The sequence below is a fragment of the Salegentibacter flavus genome, from assembly GCF_900115145.1.
In the GTDB taxonomy this organism is placed as follows: Bacteria; Bacteroidota; Bacteroidia; order Flavobacteriales; family Flavobacteriaceae; genus Salegentibacter; species Salegentibacter flavus.
Genome location: NZ_FOVL01000036.1, coordinates 1 through 16,190, shown reverse-complemented (window position 1 = coordinate 16,190; position 16,190 = coordinate 1). Strand labels below are relative to the sequence as shown.

The 16,190-nt window shown below is 37.1% G+C and carries 16 protein-coding genes and 1 pseudogene; 3 read left to right on the top strand and 14 right to left on the bottom strand.

Annotated features, from left to right (window positions below):
• Nucleotides 1-279: hypothetical protein (locus BM266_RS16595; protein WP_394333133.1), on the bottom strand; the 279-nt coding region annotated here is incomplete at its 3' end.
• Between the two features lie 865 nt (nt 280-1,144).
• Here BM266_RS16595 and BM266_RS16590 point away from each other — a divergent pair.
• The 3 genes from BM266_RS16590 (at nt 1,145) to BM266_RS17225 (ending at nt 2,390) form a co-directional block, all read left to right on the top strand.
• Nucleotides 1,145-1,345, top strand: a complete 201-nt coding sequence (locus tag BM266_RS16590) for a hypothetical protein (RefSeq protein ID WP_093411589.1) — start codon at nt 1,145-1,147, stop codon at nt 1,343-1,345.
• Nucleotides 1,346-1,386: 41 nt separating this feature from the next.
• Nucleotides 1,387-1,653, top strand: a complete 267-nt coding sequence (locus BM266_RS17630; RefSeq protein ID WP_394333134.1) for a hypothetical protein — start codon at nt 1,387-1,389, stop codon at nt 1,651-1,653.
• A gap of 368 nt (nt 1,654-2,021) precedes the next feature.
• Nucleotides 2,022-2,390, top strand: coding sequence for a hypothetical protein (locus BM266_RS17225; RefSeq protein WP_093411587.1), 369 nt, complete (start codon nt 2,022-2,024; stop codon nt 2,388-2,390).
• Between the two features lie 403 nt (nt 2,391-2,793).
• On the opposite strand, the gene BM266_RS16570 is transcribed toward BM266_RS17225, so the two are convergent.
• The 13 genes and pseudogenes from BM266_RS16570 to mbpA all read right to left on the bottom strand — a co-directional run bounded on the left by BM266_RS16570 (nt 2,794) and on the right by mbpA (nt 15,930).
• Complete coding sequence (locus tag BM266_RS16570) at nt 2,794-3,207, bottom strand: Fur family transcriptional regulator (protein ID WP_093411585.1); 414 nt, start codon at nt 3,205-3,207, stop codon at nt 2,794-2,796.
• A 146-nt stretch (nt 3,208-3,353) separates the two neighbouring features.
• Entirely contained in the window at nt 3,354-4,568 is a 1,215-nt protein-coding gene (locus BM266_RS16565) for an efflux RND transporter periplasmic adaptor subunit (RefSeq protein ID WP_093411584.1), read from the bottom strand.
• 17 nt (nt 4,569-4,585) lie between these two features.
• Nucleotides 4,586-9,020 (bottom strand): annotated as a pseudogene (locus BM266_RS16560) (CusA/CzcA family heavy metal efflux RND transporter).
• A gap of 126 nt (nt 9,021-9,146) precedes the next feature.
• The gene (locus BM266_RS17555) at nt 9,147-9,470 is read right to left on the bottom strand and encodes a DUF6660 family protein (RefSeq protein WP_310687179.1); all 324 of its coding nucleotides are present in this window, start codon (nt 9,468-9,470) and stop codon (nt 9,147-9,149) included.
• Between the two features lie 85 nt (nt 9,471-9,555).
• Complete coding sequence (locus BM266_RS16550) at nt 9,556-9,738, bottom strand: hypothetical protein (RefSeq protein WP_093411583.1); 183 nt, start codon at nt 9,736-9,738, stop codon at nt 9,556-9,558.
• 1 nt (nt 9,739) lies between these two features.
• Nucleotides 9,740-10,465 (bottom strand): DUF6088 family protein, encoded by a 726-nt coding sequence (locus BM266_RS16545; RefSeq protein WP_093411582.1) that lies wholly within the window; start codon nt 10,463-10,465, stop codon nt 9,740-9,742.
• A gap of 205 nt (nt 10,466-10,670) precedes the next feature.
• Entirely contained in the window at nt 10,671-10,880 is a 210-nt protein-coding gene (locus BM266_RS17550; RefSeq protein WP_317040988.1) for a tyrosine-type recombinase/integrase, read from the bottom strand.
• A 129-nt stretch (nt 10,881-11,009) separates the two neighbouring features.
• Complete coding sequence (locus BM266_RS17545; RefSeq protein WP_317040989.1) at nt 11,010-11,390, bottom strand: phage integrase SAM-like domain-containing protein; 381 nt, start codon at nt 11,388-11,390, stop codon at nt 11,010-11,012.
• 20 nt (nt 11,391-11,410) lie between these two features.
• On the bottom strand, nt 11,411-11,878 hold the full coding sequence (locus BM266_RS17540) for an Arm DNA-binding domain-containing protein (protein WP_317040987.1): 468 nt from the start codon (nt 11,876-11,878) through the stop codon (nt 11,411-11,413).
• Between the two features lie 701 nt (nt 11,879-12,579).
• A complete protein-coding gene (locus BM266_RS16535; protein ID WP_093411581.1) occupies nt 12,580-13,944 on the bottom strand; it encodes an ATP-binding protein in 1,365 nt (454 codons plus the stop codon).
• A 407-nt stretch (nt 13,945-14,351) separates the two neighbouring features.
• A complete protein-coding gene (locus tag BM266_RS16530) occupies nt 14,352-14,753 on the bottom strand; it encodes a DUF6730 family protein (RefSeq protein WP_093411580.1) in 402 nt (133 codons plus the stop codon).
• 17 nt (nt 14,754-14,770) lie between these two features.
• Complete coding sequence (locus BM266_RS16525) at nt 14,771-15,637, bottom strand: relaxase/mobilization nuclease domain-containing protein (protein ID WP_093411579.1); 867 nt, start codon at nt 15,635-15,637, stop codon at nt 14,771-14,773.
• The gene (gene mbpA, locus BM266_RS16520; protein WP_093411590.1) at nt 15,634-15,930 is read right to left on the bottom strand and encodes a mobilization protein MbpA; all 297 of its coding nucleotides are present in this window, start codon (nt 15,928-15,930) and stop codon (nt 15,634-15,636) included. The genes BM266_RS16525 and mbpA overlap by 4 nt, the downstream gene beginning before the upstream one ends.
• Nucleotides 15,931-16,190: the final 260 nt, after the last annotated feature.

The window sequence follows — 16,190 nt, the reverse complement described above, 5'->3', positions numbered from 1 at the left end:
CATACTCAACAAAGCCATGACCATCGATAATAAACCACCTATAACTAAAATCCTTATTCCATAATTTTCCTTCACCCCCGCACTCTCGACATTTAGCACTTGAATTCCTATTAGTAAAGAAGTTATGATTGAATTTACAGTCAGAACGATTCTGGCCTTATTATCAACCATTTTTAAAAGGTTGTAATGATTTCTTGAAAGGGTTCTGAAGAGGGTCTGAACTCCCCGAGAATCATACTTTTCCAGTTTTACTGTTCTTTTATCCAGTTTTGTATCCATGGTACTGAAGGTTTATTTTGTGTTCATCCCTTATGTGAAGATTTATAGCCTTATTTCCATCCCAGGATTAAACTCTAAATATTTATTAAAGTTACTATTTTATTGGCTTCAAAGATCTCTAGAATGTGTGTATGTCGAATATATAAAAGCTAAATAATTTTTCAGGGAATCGGCAGTATTAAATCGAATTCCTTACATAGGTATTTCAGGAATAACTAAATATATTTTAATTGGATATACCTTATAACTCACCTGAAATATTGTTCTTGAAAAAGAAGTAGTCTCCAAACAAGTTTTGGATAGGGGCATTTATGTCTAAACATGTACAATACCAATCCTGGAAAATTCACCTATTTGCTCCGCATTTTGGTAGAGGAGCCTTCTTTTACTTCCTTTTTAACACATACTAGTTAGACCAGGTATTCATTACTATATAAAATTTAAAAAAAAAAGGCAATGAGTTTGGAATAGGTTTAGAAGTCAATACATTTATAGTACCATTTATGTACAACAATGAATATTAATAGGGAGTCGCAGGTAACAGCGTGGTTCCCTATTTGTTTTCCAGAATTTTTTACATTCAAAAATATACCTGCTGATTAGGTACCTGTAAAAAGTATATTTTCTCCACTACTCCTCTCCTATCCAATATTCTATCAAGTTAAACCCGGTAAAACACCCATCAAAAGACTACGGCATAAACCGTAGCCTTTGGCATACTATTTATTCCGTTTCCTTTTGAGCTGAGTTTTATCCTTTCGTTTTGGTGGAGATTAAATATTGTTTAATCTAAAATCAGACGGTTCTTTTCAACCAATTGGCTTTGCCCAATAATATATTAAAAAAATACCGAAGCTAAGGCACTATGATAAACTATCAAAAAATTTCTTCCTTTTCATTAACAGGTAGATTTTCAAGAAAATATGAAAAACTTGGTATTTTCTCCTGTAGTAAAGATGACGATAATGATACCAATGGAGAATCTGATTTTATCTCAGCGACAATAAACGAAGAAAATTGGAACGGAGCCCCTGAAGTTTACCTTGATCAGGAAAAGATACCTTAACCCTACTTGGCTTAGGTGATGAACAGGTAGTTGTATTTAAAATAAAATTTAAAGAAGAAGGGACCTATGACTCATCAGGTGCCCAGGCTAAATACTATACAACCGTTGGTGGGGATGTTATTACAAGCCTTTATAAGCTCGACCCGGAATCCAACTCACAACTTACTATTACGGAATACAATTCTGAAAGCAATACGATAAAAGGGAATTTCACACTAACAATGGTTCAGGAATATAGTAACCCTGAAACCGAAATTAACCTTCTAAATATCACTAATGTAAAATTTAAAGTAACTATTTCTAATTGAGAGTGTAAAAATGAAAAAAACAATGCTCCACTAAACAAACTACCGTCTATGTTACACTATTTATTGGAGTTCCGCTCTTATTGGTTTCTTTGGTTGGTTTTCGAAAACAATTAATTCATCACCATTTTTTGTTAAGTGGCACCCTGGGATACTTCCTTGTAACTTTTTTATTCTACACATCAATGGCAATGTTTAACATCATGTTCCTGGCCTATGTGCTATTGATGGGATTATCTTTCTTTGCTCTATTTCTAACACTCCGATCTTTCGAATATTCAAGAATAGCTGAGTATTTCTCAAGTAAAACACCAACCGGTTTTGTAAGTTGGTTTCTTATAATTAATTCAATACTAATTGCCTTTCTTTGATTGAACATTATTGTTCCACCTCTTATTCAAGGCACAATTTACCCACCTGAACTAAATCATTACACAACTTTAATCGTTCAAGGATTTGACCTGGGTTTGTTATTGCCTATTAGTTTCATAGTCGGACTTTTTCTGATAAAGAAAAAACCCATGGGTTATCTTTATGCCACTACCTATATTATTTTTTTGTCAATACTCATGACTGCATTAACAGCGAAAATTATTGCAATGGCCATAAATGGAGTAAATGTAGTCCCTGTAGTATTCATCATTCCTTCAATTAACATCATAACCATAATCAGTGCATTTTTGATGATTAAGAATATTCAGATTAAGAAATTTAAAGAATATAAAAACACGACGACCTAATATCATGTATAGTAAGCATGTGACTGTCTCCAGCTGTCAGGCAATGGCCCTGGATAGCGGAGCGGCCAGAATCGGTTCTTATTATGGAGATGAAAATATCCTGATTTATCTAAAATCAAAGAAAACAAAGAGCTTTTTGAATCGTTTCTTTAAAAAACTGGCCACAAGAAGCGGAAATAAATAATCTAATCTACAATCCTCACTTCATCCCGGATATTACTGATTTTTTCTTTAAAATTTATAATGATAAAGTCGGCTGTGAGTAACCTAAAGAAACGAACTAATGACAGAATTAGAACTGCTAAGACAAAAATGAATTTTGTTGTTTCAAAAAAGGAAGGGTTATAATTGAGCTTTTCCTCTTTGTGCTGACTTTTTATCGAAATCCTCTTTACAATCGTGATCAGGCATTACATTTCTCGCATATTCCTTTCACCACAAGGTTCACATTTTCCGCCAGATAGCCTTCCGGTAAATTGATATGGGGAATTTTATGGTCTGTCAAACAGATAGTTTCATCACAATTGTTACAATGAAAATGAATATGCAAATCCTGCTCTACTTCACAGTTGCATCCGGTTTCACAAAGCGCATACTTGGGTACTCCTGTACCATCGTCTATTTGATGTACAATTCCCTTCCCTTCAAAGGTTCTTATCGTTCGTGATAAAGTAGCACGATCAGCTTTTTCAAAGGCCCTTTCAATTTCTGTGAGAGCTACAGCCCGTTTCTTATTGGCCAGAAATTTATAGATTAAGATACGCATAGCCGTGGGCCGAACTTTGTGTGCCTCTAAAGTTTCTTCTGTTTCAGTCATTTTAAAACATTTTTAGATTGAGAAAGACAATGTGATCTCCTTTCCCCTATTTCCCCCTTTATTTCCTCTTTGGGTATTCATACCTGTTATCCCATTTTCGATAAAGCCCAATTCCGAACCTCATAAATTTAATGACTTCTTTCATTTTAATGTCCATGAGAGTTCTGGCTCTTCTGCATTTCTGAAACCAGATAATAGGCATTGTCATAGGCAACTAAAGTACCTTCCGGCAGGGGCTCCAGGAATTTAATTTCTACCCATCCATTCTCGGTAATTCCTGTTCTTACTTCAGCCGGAATAAGTTCCCATCCAGTCTTGTCCTTCTCCTGTAATTTTTGCGCTGTAAATATGTAGGGTTTGCCTTCTTCCTCAATCACCGCTTCTTCCGGGAGAGCGGGCACGGCTTCTTCTCCCGTATGGATCCTACCTTTAATATACATTCCCGGAATCAGGTAATTTACTTTATTATCGATCTCAGCGTGTATATGAATAGCTTTCGGATTTTGTTCAAATTGTTTACCTACAGAATAGATCTCTCCAGTTAAATTAATGCCGGGAACCGACTCCAGAGTAAAAGACATCTTCTGGCCTACTTTCACCTTATAGATATCTTTTTCGAAAACCATTAAATCTGCATGCACGTGTTCATTATCCACGACCAAAAACATGCTGGTTTGAGGTTCTACATATTGTCCCATTTGAACCACTACTTTTTCTATATAACCAGCAATAGGACTTACCACCGGGATATATTCGTAAAGATCTCCATTACTCACCCGGGATGGATTTAAATTTAACTGACGCAGTTGAGATTCATAGGCAAGTACCTCCCCTTTTACCGATTGAAAATCTGATTGAGTTTGCTGAAAGCTCTTCCCGGAAGCTACTTCAGCTTCATAAAGGCGTTTTTGTCTTTCAAAATCCTTTTCCAAAAACTGCATCCTGCTATAGGCATTAATATAATCTGACTGAATTCTGGTCAAATCAGGATGAGAAAGATAGGCCAGGGTTTGCCCTTTCTTCACCTCATCTCCTTCAATAACTTTTATAGAAGAAATATTACCCCCTAAAATAGCCGTAACGGTAGCCTCATATTGCGGTGGCACTTCTAACTGACCATTAGCCTCAACAATTCCGGAAAGGGCCTTAGTGGTTAAGGTATCTACTTTTATCCCTAAACTATTGAATTTCATTTCTGAAAGATGCACCGATCGCATTCCTCCTTCTTCAGCCTTCGCTTCAGTTTCTGTTTTTGGAATCTCAGGTTCATCTTTATTATTGCTGCTTTCCGAAGTATCTTTACATCCGAATAGCAAGCTAACTACGCAGACGGCTAATAATATATTTATTGTTCTTTTCATAGCGTGATCTTAATGTTCTAATTTGAATTTTCAAGGTAATATTCCAGTTGGTAGCGGCTATCGAGATAATCATTAAAGGCTGCCCAGGCATCCACTTCAATGCGAATAGCATCCCTGATATTTTGCAGAAAGCTCACATAACCTATAGCACCTTCCTTAAAAGCTAATACCGAACCTTCCTGTTGTTCCTTAGCCAGGGGAAGGGCTTCATTTTTATAATAATTCCAGGAGTTCCTCCATTTGATGAATTCTTCCCGCATACTTATATATGCCTTTTCCAATTCAAGTTTATCCTGATATAAATTCTGTTCCGCGATCTTTCGGTCTACTTTTGCTTCCTGGGTACGACCTAATTGGGGTCCAAAGAATAGTGGAATTTCAAGCCCCACCTGGTATTGATAGAAACCCGATTGTCCACTGATTTCCTGCCTTGCATATTGTGCCTGAAATTTCGGCAGGAATTTAGATTTCTGTTCTTTGGTGACGGCTTTTGCCACAGCCAATCTTTGCTCAGAAATCTGAAGCACGGGATGGCTATCCAGAGAATCAGAAAGAAAATCAAGGGGTTTATCTAATACTTCGCTGGAAACATCCGGTACATCATACAAGGTGTCGCTAACTAACCAAAGATTTAAACGCTGTAGTGCTTTCAGGTAATTTCGGTAGGACTGTTCTAACTGTATTTTCACCTCATTCCCCTGATTGGAGGTAGCCAGATATTCTAATTTAGAGGTGGCTTCAGTTTCAAATCTTAATCTTGCGGCCCTCTCCACATCTTCGAAAACAGAATCCATCTTTTTATAAACATAATAGGTCTTTTTCCTGGTATAGACCGAAGCCCAGGACCTGCTCACTTCCCGCTCGATTTGAATGGCAGTTAAGTCTAAAGCTTTCTCCGAAAGGGTGACTTTTTCCTTCTGTAGCTTTAATCGGGGAACAATTCCAAGAATATCTATCCCTTGCTGTTGCACCCCTATTTGAGTGTAAATGCCATCAGAACCATTTCCAACTTCTTCCTTTCCAGTAAAGATCTGGGTACTGCCCAAATCATAAGCTGTTTTTCGCAATACCTCCTCCTTTTCAATTGCCAGCTGAGCGGCCTTGAGTTGAGGATAATTTTGGATGGCCATTTCCTGCGCTTTTTCCAGGCTAATGCTTTGTAGACTATCTTTTAAAACTTCTTCATTTGGTTTGGGAGCTGTTTGCGCCGTTGTGGCAAAGGTTCCTCCCAAAATGCAGCCTATAACTAAAATTGTGGCAAGTGATCCTGAACCGGAAGCATTGAGTTTATTTTGATTTTGCTTTTCCCATCTTCGTTCTACGAAAGTATATAGCACCGGGAGCACTACTAAAGTTAGCAGAGTAGCGCTAAGCATACCACCAATTACTACTGTGGCCAGGGGTTGTTGTACTTCCGCCCCGGCCGAGGTTGAAAAGGCCATTGGTAAAAAGCCGAAAATATCTGTTGTTGCTGTTAGCATAATTGGTCTTATTCGTTCTTTTGTTCCTGTGAAAATCCTGTCTTTTATACTGATTACTCCTTCCTCCTTTAAAGAATTGAACCTATTGATAAGTACCAGCCCGTTTAAAACGGCTACTCCAAACAGTACGATAAAGCCAACGCCCGCTGAAATACTAAACGGCATATCCCTCACCCAAAGGGCAAAGACACCTCCAATAGCAGCCAGGGGTATGGCCATATATATCATTATTGATTGCGAGAAAGAGTTTAGCGCGAAATAGAGAAGAACAAAAATTAAGAACAGCGCAATAGGGACTACTATCACTAATTTATCCTTTGCACTTTGAAGATTTTCGAATTCTCCCCCGTAAGAAATATAGTAACCCGGAGGTAGGTCTAAATCTTCATCCAGTTTCTGCTGAATATCTTTAACTACAGATTCTACATCCCGTCCCCGGGCATTTACTCCAACATAAGTTCTTCTATAGGTGTTGTCCCTGGAAATCTGCATTGGTCCCGGTATATATTCGATATTGGCCACCTCTTTTATTGGAACCTGAGTTCCATCTGAAAGGTCTATATACATCCCCCGTAAATCATCTATACTTCGCCTATGGTCTTCATCAAATCTGACCACCAGATCAAAGCGCTTTTCTCCTTCAAAGATCACCCCCGGCGGTGCCCCCGGCGAAAGCCGTGCTTATATACTCATTGACCTTTTGTATATCCAATCCATACTGGGCCATTTTATCCCGGTTATACCTGACTGTCATTTGTGGTAAACCAGAAGTTCTTTCTGCATTAACATCTCCTGCTCCCGGTACCGTTTGAATGATCTCTGCCATTTCCTGGACTTTTTCAGACAAAACATCCAGATCATTTCCATATAATTTCACGGCGATATCTTCTCTAACCCCTTCCAGTAGTTCATTAAATCGCAATTCCACCGGCTGGGTAAACACCAGATTAACTCCGGTTAGATTTTCATTAAGCTTATGCTTAATTTGTTCTATCAGGCCTTCTTTGGTATCAGCAGCAGTCCATTTGTCCTTATCTTTTTCCAGGATGATATACATATCGGCAATATCCATAGGCATAGGATCGGTGGGTATATCTGCTACTCCAATTCGGGCTGTTACCGTTTTAATTTCAGGGAAGCTTTCCAAAAGTAAATTCTCTATTTTCTTAGACACTTCAATAGACTCAGTTAAAGAACTCCCCGGCCGTATTAATGCCTGCATGGCAATATCTCCCTCATCAAGTTGGGGTACGAATTCCCCTCCCATTTTTGAAAAAGTGAAACCGGCTAAAAAGAGTAGAAAAACAGCAGTACCTATAACAACCAGCTTTAGTTTTAAAGCGCTTTTAAGTAAAGGCATATACACTTTTTGTATTCCGCCTATAATTTTATCACTTACTTTTTCCAGCCAATCCTCTAATTTTCCAAACCAACTATCCTTATTCCGGACTGGTTTCATCAATAAAGCCGACATCATAGGAACATAAGTAAGGCACAGGAAGATGGCACCTATCATCGCGAAACCAAAAGTATAGGCCATTGGTTTAAACATTTTCCCTTCAACCCCGGTAAGGAAAAGAATTGGAGCGAAAACAATTAGAATAATAATCTGGCCAAAGAAAGCTGACCGCATCATCGTGCTACCGGCATCATAGGCAGCTTCGTCCATATCGGCCTGATGGAATTTTGCTTTACCGGCCCGTATCCGTTTTTGTATTTCATAAACGGTGCCTTCAATAATAATAACTGCACCATCTATAATGATTCCAAAGTCAATGGCACCAAGGCTCATCAGGTTGGCCCAAACTCCAAATTGCTTCATAAGGATAAAAGCGAAAAGCAAGGATAATGGAATAGTGGTAGCCGTAATAAGTCCTCCTCTTAAACTACCAAGTAATAATACAAGAGCAAAAATAACGATCAAGGCTCCTTCCAGTAAATTGGTTTTAACCGTGTCGGTAGTTCTTTCTATCAATTCACTACGATCTATTATTGGATCTATGCTGAGGCCTTCAGGAAGGGATTTTTCCACTTCAGCCATCCTGTCTTTCACATCCTGGATCACCGCATTGGGGTTTGCTCCCTTAAGCATCATTATCATACCCCCTACTGCTTCTTTCCCATCCTGGGTAAATGCCCCATAGCGAACCTGACTCCCAAACTGAACATTCTCGGCTACATCCCCAATCGTTATCGGGATACTGTTTTCGGTGCTTATCGCGATATCTCTGATATCGTCTAACGAACGAATCAATCCTTCCCCCCGTATAAAATTGGACATCCTGTTTTTCTCGATATAAGCTCCTCCGGTATTCACATTATTGCGTGCAAGGGCTTCATATACATCAGAAATGCTTATCCCCATACTGTTCAACTTCTCAGGGTTGATGGCCACTTCATATTGCTTTATCGAACCTCCAAATGAATTTACTTCCACAACACCTTCCAAAAGGGTTAGCTGTCTTTTCACCAGCCAGTCCTGAATGGTTCGCAGCTCCATAGGTGAATATTCAGTTTCATATCCCTTCTGGGGTTTGATCGTATATTCATAGATTTGGCCTAATCCTGTGGAAATTGGTCCCATGGAAGGGCTTCCGAATTTTTCAGGAATCGTTTCCCTTAACTCATTAAGCTTTTCCTGCACTAACTGCCGGGGAAGGTAAGTGCCCATATCATCTTTAAAGACAATGGTAACTACCGATAGTCCGAAGCGCGAAACAGAACGGATCTCCGTTACCCCGGGCAGGTTTCCCATAGAAAGTTCCACGGGATAGGTAACAAATTGTTCTATATCCTCGGTAGCCAGATTGGGAGATTGTGTAATAACCTGAACCTGATTGTTTGTAATGTCTGGCACCGATCCCAGATTTACAGTAGCCATAGACCAAATACCGGTACCGATAAGAGCTAAGGTAAGTAGACCAATAATAAATTTATTATTGATAGAAAATGATATGATTCTATTAATAATAAAAGAAAATTTAATTCAATTAAAGTATTCCAGGGTGTTGCAGGATTTGCCATACAGCCGATTAGGTCCTGGAAGAAATAGGATAATAGGATTAAAAAAAGGATATAAGTATCCTTCTAAATTGAATTAAACTCTTGGAGGTTGTAAAATAGAATGAGGAATTTCTTTTCCTAAACTACCAAAGTGAAGAAATAGCTCAGAAGAGATATTAACTATTAAAGGTTGAAATTCCGCCGAATCAAATTTTACAGTGTGTACATGGCAGCAATGACAGCTGCAGAAAGGAGGACAGAGATCTGCCGTTTGATCATGAGGATGATCTGGATCCATGTCTTGAAAATTAACCACCGAGATTTCTGCATCAGTATTTAAGGTAGATGTACTATCAGTACAGGCTAAAAAATTAAGCCCTAAAACATAAAAAGACAATATGAAGGCGATTATTTTCACAAGCACAAATATAAGGAATAATAGATGCACAGGGTATGCAAAAAAGAATCCCTGCCATGGTATTTACTTTTCCCAATGTCATCTCCTATGCTTGTCCCGCAGTTCCTCCTTTGAAAACAGCCTGGCTTCCTATACTTGAATGGAATATTTCATACAGAGCAAAGGTGACCCAATAATCCTTTTCAATATAAATATCTCTCATATCAAGATATTCAGCTGTAGCAAGAATAGCGTCCTGTATTAGTTCTTTATTGCTGTGTAAGTTCATATCAGTTAATGTTCCATTTGGAAGCAGTTGGCAATGCTTCTTCTGTAATTCCTAGTTTATATGAGGTAAGCGGATTCAGGTTTTTCCTCAAACTTTCAATGCCGTTCTTTTTCCTGGAAAATTCAAGTATAGCCCCCAGCAATGCTTTAACTCTTGGCGGGTATTTTATGGCGTACCTTACCATCTTTGACAAATCATTTTCTGTAAGTTTACTGATCTTGTTTTTTAGTAATGTGATGGCCGATTTCTTGTCCAGGTCCGGTATGGTCTTAAAGTCTTTGATTGCATCCAATATTTCAAGTAAGTAGTAATTTTCATTGGTTACGTCCACATAGCTTTTAACCGGCTTTACCTGTGTTTTTCCAATCTTGGTTGTTACGCGTTTGATTTTACTGGCTACTTTAATGGTTTTGGGAACCTGAGTGGTTAAACCCATTCGGTTGTATAATGAACCACCCGTAATGTATGCAATACGTTTCCCTTTCAAAAAAAGGTGTGGTTTCAGTAATTCCTCTTCGCTTGGTCTCAGTTCTCCAAATGCAGATTGTTTTGGTTTGTAGAACACTCCGGTAGATACTCTTTTGATAATATCTTTCTTCATTAATCTTTCAACAGCTTTAGCAGCAGCACTATACTCAGACTGGTCAATATCGAGTTGTTGATACTTGAAGGTGGTACCTTCCTGCATCCTGTCGATTTTGCGTTTTATTTTCTCTGCTACCTTCATTTGCTTGTAAAGAATTCCTTAACAGGCCAAAAGATAAGAAAATAAGATACTTGTCAAGTATATTGCGCAAAATACTTGACATATTAAGTTTAAATTAAAACCTTAATACTGCAAAATCAAATTTCATAGAATCTTTGTGCGTGTTTGAATTGTTGTGAGCAGTAGTCCTCGTAAGAATTTCCGGGATTACGAGGCTTCCCAAGAATTAACCTATTAATTTTTTCCTCAAATTATCTATATCCATTGATACTTTTGAATCAAGAACCCGGGCGTATATTAGTGTTGTAGATATTTTATGATGGCCTAATAGCTTTGAAACTGTTTCTATAGGAACACCATTAGCAAGGGTTACGGTTGTGGCGAAAGTATGCCGGGCGGCATGGAAGCTTAGTTTCCTACTTATTTTGACTTTCACTGCGATTTCTCGTAAATACTGATTGATTTTCTGATTGGAATAAACCGGTAACAATTTATCAGTCCCATCAATTTTTGGATGATTTTTATAGTGATCCAGAATTTCCTGAGCTTCTTTTAATATAGGAATTCACACAGCCGTGTTGGTTTTACTTCTTCTGGTATAGATCCACTTATTGCCATCAACTCCTATATGTACATGATTTTTGGTCAGGGCTTTGACATCAGAATAAGTAAGGCCTATATAGCAAGCGAAAATAAAAACATCCCTGTTTATTGATAAAACAGGTTTTTCAAAGGTTTCGTTTTTGATCTTTTCAAGTTCTAATTTAGTTAAATAAACCATATCTACTTTATCAAAGCGTAGCTTGAATCTTTTCGTAGGGTTCTTTTCAATCCAATCCAGATCTCCGGCTAAGCGCATCATCTTTTTAAAACGCTCCATGTGTTTCATTACACCATTGTTGTGTAGTTTAGGCTTTGATCGAAGGAAGTTCTCAAAACCTAAAATAAATTCATAATTGATTTGCCTTAAAAATACTCACTGGTTCTATAGTTTGTTAGAAGATAATCCTCCAAATATTTACCAGTGGTATAATAATTTTTAAGAGTGCCTTTTTTAAGCACACTTTTCATATTAGTGTTATGGTAATTAATTAGGTCTTGAAGACTTTTGTGTTTCACATCAGTACCAAGGTATCGTGCCTTAACCGACTGAGATGTTACAAGTTTTCCTTCTCTTTGAAGTTCATCAAATGCCTTATAAAGAAGAGCCCGGGTCTGGTCTATTTTTGAATTGAGCTGAATTACCTCTTTTGAAAAACCTGCTACCCTACCAGCATCCGGCAACCACTGCTCCACTGGCAAAGTTCTTTTAAGGCTTATTTCCAGCCTTCTTCCGTTAACCGTTATTCTGGTATAAAGATTAGCTACTTCAGGTTGATTTTTCTTTTTTCGAATAAAAAAGGAAATAATAAAAGTTTGATCGGTACGCATCATACTAGATTTTAAATGAAACAAAAATTGTAGTACGAAAATCAAACTAAAAACGCGGAACCAACCCGAAGGTTAATTATACTAAGATACTAAAAAAATAACTCACTTAGAACTCCCGATTTACTCACAAATTACCCAAAAAGTCTCGATTTATTCTTATTAAATTTAACATAATTTGTTAATATTTGAAATCAAACAAAAAAGGTAATTAAATGAATATCATATAATTACCCTTTATTTATGTTGAAATATTATGTTAAAAAGTCGGGATGACAGGGTTATTTAGCCCCTCCCGTATTACCTACAAATACAGTACTTTCCTTAAATTTCTTTCCCCCAGGTAACCGAATAGGTAACTTTTAGGGTGATATGATTAACTATTCAAAGATAGAGAATTTTGAAAGCATAATTTTAATTTGACCTTAGTAAATACTTTAAATGGGTTATTAAAATGTATTTTAATCAGGATTCAAAGGGTGGCCTCATTAAATAATACTTTGGATCTAATGCCGCGAGGTGTGAAGGTTCGAGTCCTTTCGCCCGCACAGAAAGGGAAAAGCCGACTTTTAGGAGTCGGCTTTTTTTGTTTGGGTAACACCGGGGTAACACGTTATGTTAAAGTTTAAAAAAACATAATCAATCAGTCTAACCTTGACCACCTAAATGATTCAGTAATATAGAAAGCCTGTGGATGACTACTTTAATTAGTGTGTTAGACTATAATTTTTTACAAAGTATTCTACATATTTGGGGAGTTGAGTACCTAAGAAATAAGGTAAATTCATCAATAAATATGGAGTTCCGTCTAGGGTCTTATCTTCTTCAATTTTAAATTTACCACCATATATGCGTATGGCATAAGGATGGTTAGCTCTTATTGTAAATTGATGCAAGGATTTTAAAGTGCCTTTTGCCCCAGATTTTATTTCTATGGGAATCACTTTGTCTTCATAAGGATATACCAAATCGACTTCAGAAGATGCCTGGTTTTTCTCCCTTACCCAGAAATTTGGTTTTGCGTTTGTTATGGTATTCAATGAAATTAATTCCTGAGTAATTAAATGTGGAATTATAGCACCTTTAAAAGAGTTGCTTAGATCTTCCATTCCCAGCATTTGAGCCTGGATTCCAAGAGCGTGATTTATCAACCCCGTATCTAGAAACTGAAGTCTAGGGGATTTTTTTAAATTTGATTTTATGGGATTCTCCGTATCTGTGGTAGGATAAATAAGCTGAATTATTTTGGCGTCATCTAAATTACGCATAGCCTCACCAACTTCCCTTGATCTATAGTTTGAATTTCCAAAATTCTGGAATTTGATACGTTCATCGACATATAAATGAGCCACTTCCATGATATGTTTTATAACACGTCTTTCGGTAGCATTCGTAGTGTATTTTTCCACATCGTTTCTATAAGTACTCCATATACTTTCATAGACCTTAGGCAGATCGGCCAAACTTTTGGTTTTTAGATCGGTTTTAACCACTTCTGGCATACCACCAATTATAGCATATCTATGAAATAGATCCATGAGAGTAGTATGGGCATAAGGTTTTATTGGAATAGCATTAAGTTGATCAAATGCTGTCTCGTGGTCTAAAGCTTTTAAATATTCAGCAAAATTTAGAGGGTATAGATATAAATATTCAATACGACCTACGGGAAAACTTTTTACATCTTTTATGGCAAACTCCAGTAGGGAACCAGCTGCAACAACATGTAATTGAGGTTTATCCTCGTAAAAATATCGTAGTAATTGGATAGCTTTGGGCAACTCCTGAATTTCATCTATAAATAAAAGAGTATTGTTCAAATCCTGAACAGATATATTATTAGTCAGGAACAGAGCTTCGACAATTGTTTCTACCTCATCATGTTCTTCAAATACCCTTCTATCTGCAGCCTTCTCCAAATTTAAAAAGATGGAATTCTTATATTTTTTTGCAAAATCTTTAACTAGTGTAGTTTTACCTACTTGTCGTGCACCTCTAATTATTAAGGGCTTCCTCTCTGTATTTTTTTTCCAATTCTCTAGATGACCACTTATATGTCTTTCGAAATTCATTTTTTTGTTATAAAATAAGGGTAAATATATGATTTTTTTGTTACAAAATAAGGGTGATTTTAAACTTATTTTGTAATGTAATTAGGGCTATTTAAATGGAATATGTAGAAGCAAACAAAATAAGCTAATTTGTAAATTGAAAACACTTTAGATATTAGAAACCATATTGACCGATACTGCAAAGAAGAATAATCTATTAATCAAATTGTTATTGTACCATAAACCGCTAATTTTAATGTAATTGGCTTTAGAGTTTAAGTTCTTTGATTTACAAATGACATAATGTTATAATTACTAAAGAATCCCCAAATCTACCATAACTTATCTGCGCCGGATCCTATGCTGTTTTTATAGCGTACGGGAAGTTAAGTGTAAAGTAAAAACAGCATAGGGCGCATTCTACTTTTTCATTCTAGAGTATTATCTCCTTTATGGATTGGAACTTCTTTACCTAGCTGCCTATATAATTTTTGATTATCATTTTGGCTTTCAATCACCTTATAGGTGAGGTAACTAAGTGATATCAGTAGTACCAATAAAACACTGAGAAATAATCTTGCCAGGCTTTTAGGAAGGATATATGCCCTTTCCAGCTTTGAATGTATTAGTTCCAGGTTTCCTGTTCTTATGTTTTCCTTTTGCTGCTGGATCTTAAGAAAAGAGTTCAAATGATTTTCTAAGACCTCAGTACTCAGCGGTACACTGGTTTTCTGCAATTTATTAGATAAATTCTCAAGGCGCTCTAGGGAAGATTTAAAATCAGCCATCTCATCGGCCATCAGTTCCATAATTTCATCCAGTTTTTTCATCGTTCAACATTTAAAATTCATATCCCTAATCCAGTATCCCTCACTATTTTTATTGCTCCTTTTACAAGCTCTTTGGTTATTTTGGTTGACAGGTTGCTGCTTAATTGCACCGTTTTGTTTAAAACCAAAAGGTTTTTTGGCGCCTCCTTTAATCTTGTAAAACTCTTGTTTTGTGAGATTACCGCAATTAATTTATTACCACTCATCGACCGATCGACCTCACTAGCTTTAAGGTTTACCCCTTTGTATTCCACCCGGAACCCCTGAAGTCTATTGGCTTTATTGATAGTGGGGATTACTTCTTCCTTATTGGCTTTCAATTTGCTTATATATTCATCCAGAGACTTTGGTTTTGCTTGAAGTACGCGGTCATGGATACGCTTGATTTCCTGTCGAAGGCCTTTTAATTCCTGAAGTTTTCCCTGCTGTACTTCCCGAACCCTGGTAAGCCCTAATTCTTTCGCAACATTATCTGCGGCTATTTGACTGCGCTTTCCAATAAAGCTGTCATTGTAGGCTTTGGCATCAAAGCCAATTCTATTGGTATAGATGTGAACATGGGTGTGCGCTTTATCCCGGTGAACAAATCCAATAGACTGATGGTCCTGCAGACTCATTTCCTTTAAAAATTTTCGAGCGAGTTCTTCTAGGTCTTTATTGTTTAATTTCTTTCCGTCTTCAATCGTTGGGCTTACGATAAAACTTAAGGTGTTCTTATGACAACGATAATTTTGCGACTGAATAAACTTAAACTCTTCGGCTATTTCCCCGGGTGTATCTCCGATTACATATTCTCTCAGTACAATTTCAGCTTCTTTTCCCTGGTTCCAACCATAGGAGATAGATACCTTTGTCCCGGAAACGGCATGTCCTTTCCCAATCATTTTTTAAAGTTTTTTAGATGTTCTCTTATTTCATTGGCCAGACTTTTTACGGTTATGGCCAGCTTTGGATCCCGCTTTTTAAACATATTTCCAATTCGGGAAAAATTGTTTTTATACTGAACCAACATCTGGTATATTTCCAGTTGTTCAGGAGTAATTCGTTCTACAATATTCCTTTGAAAGGCCGCAGCTCGGATATATTCTGAAAGGGAAATTCCTGCCCTGGCTGCTCTTCTTTGTAGCAGCTTTTTCTCGTAGATCGAGCAGCGAACCTGGATGTATTCCCTTTTCATTTTTACTTTTAAAATCTTTGCAACCATCGGGCGCAAAGCAAGATTGTCATTACAATGACACATCTTGCTTTGCTGCTCCTTATTGAAATTTCACGTAACTATTATTATTTTCCATTTCTTCAGGGAGGTAAGGATTATTTGATCAGCGGTAATTTTACCAACTTCTCGTTTTATTTATTTTTTAGTTAAGGTTGCGGAGGTAAGCCAAAAAAGGTTTAATAAAATAGATACTTTACAATTGCCAGATTAGAAGTTTTAAT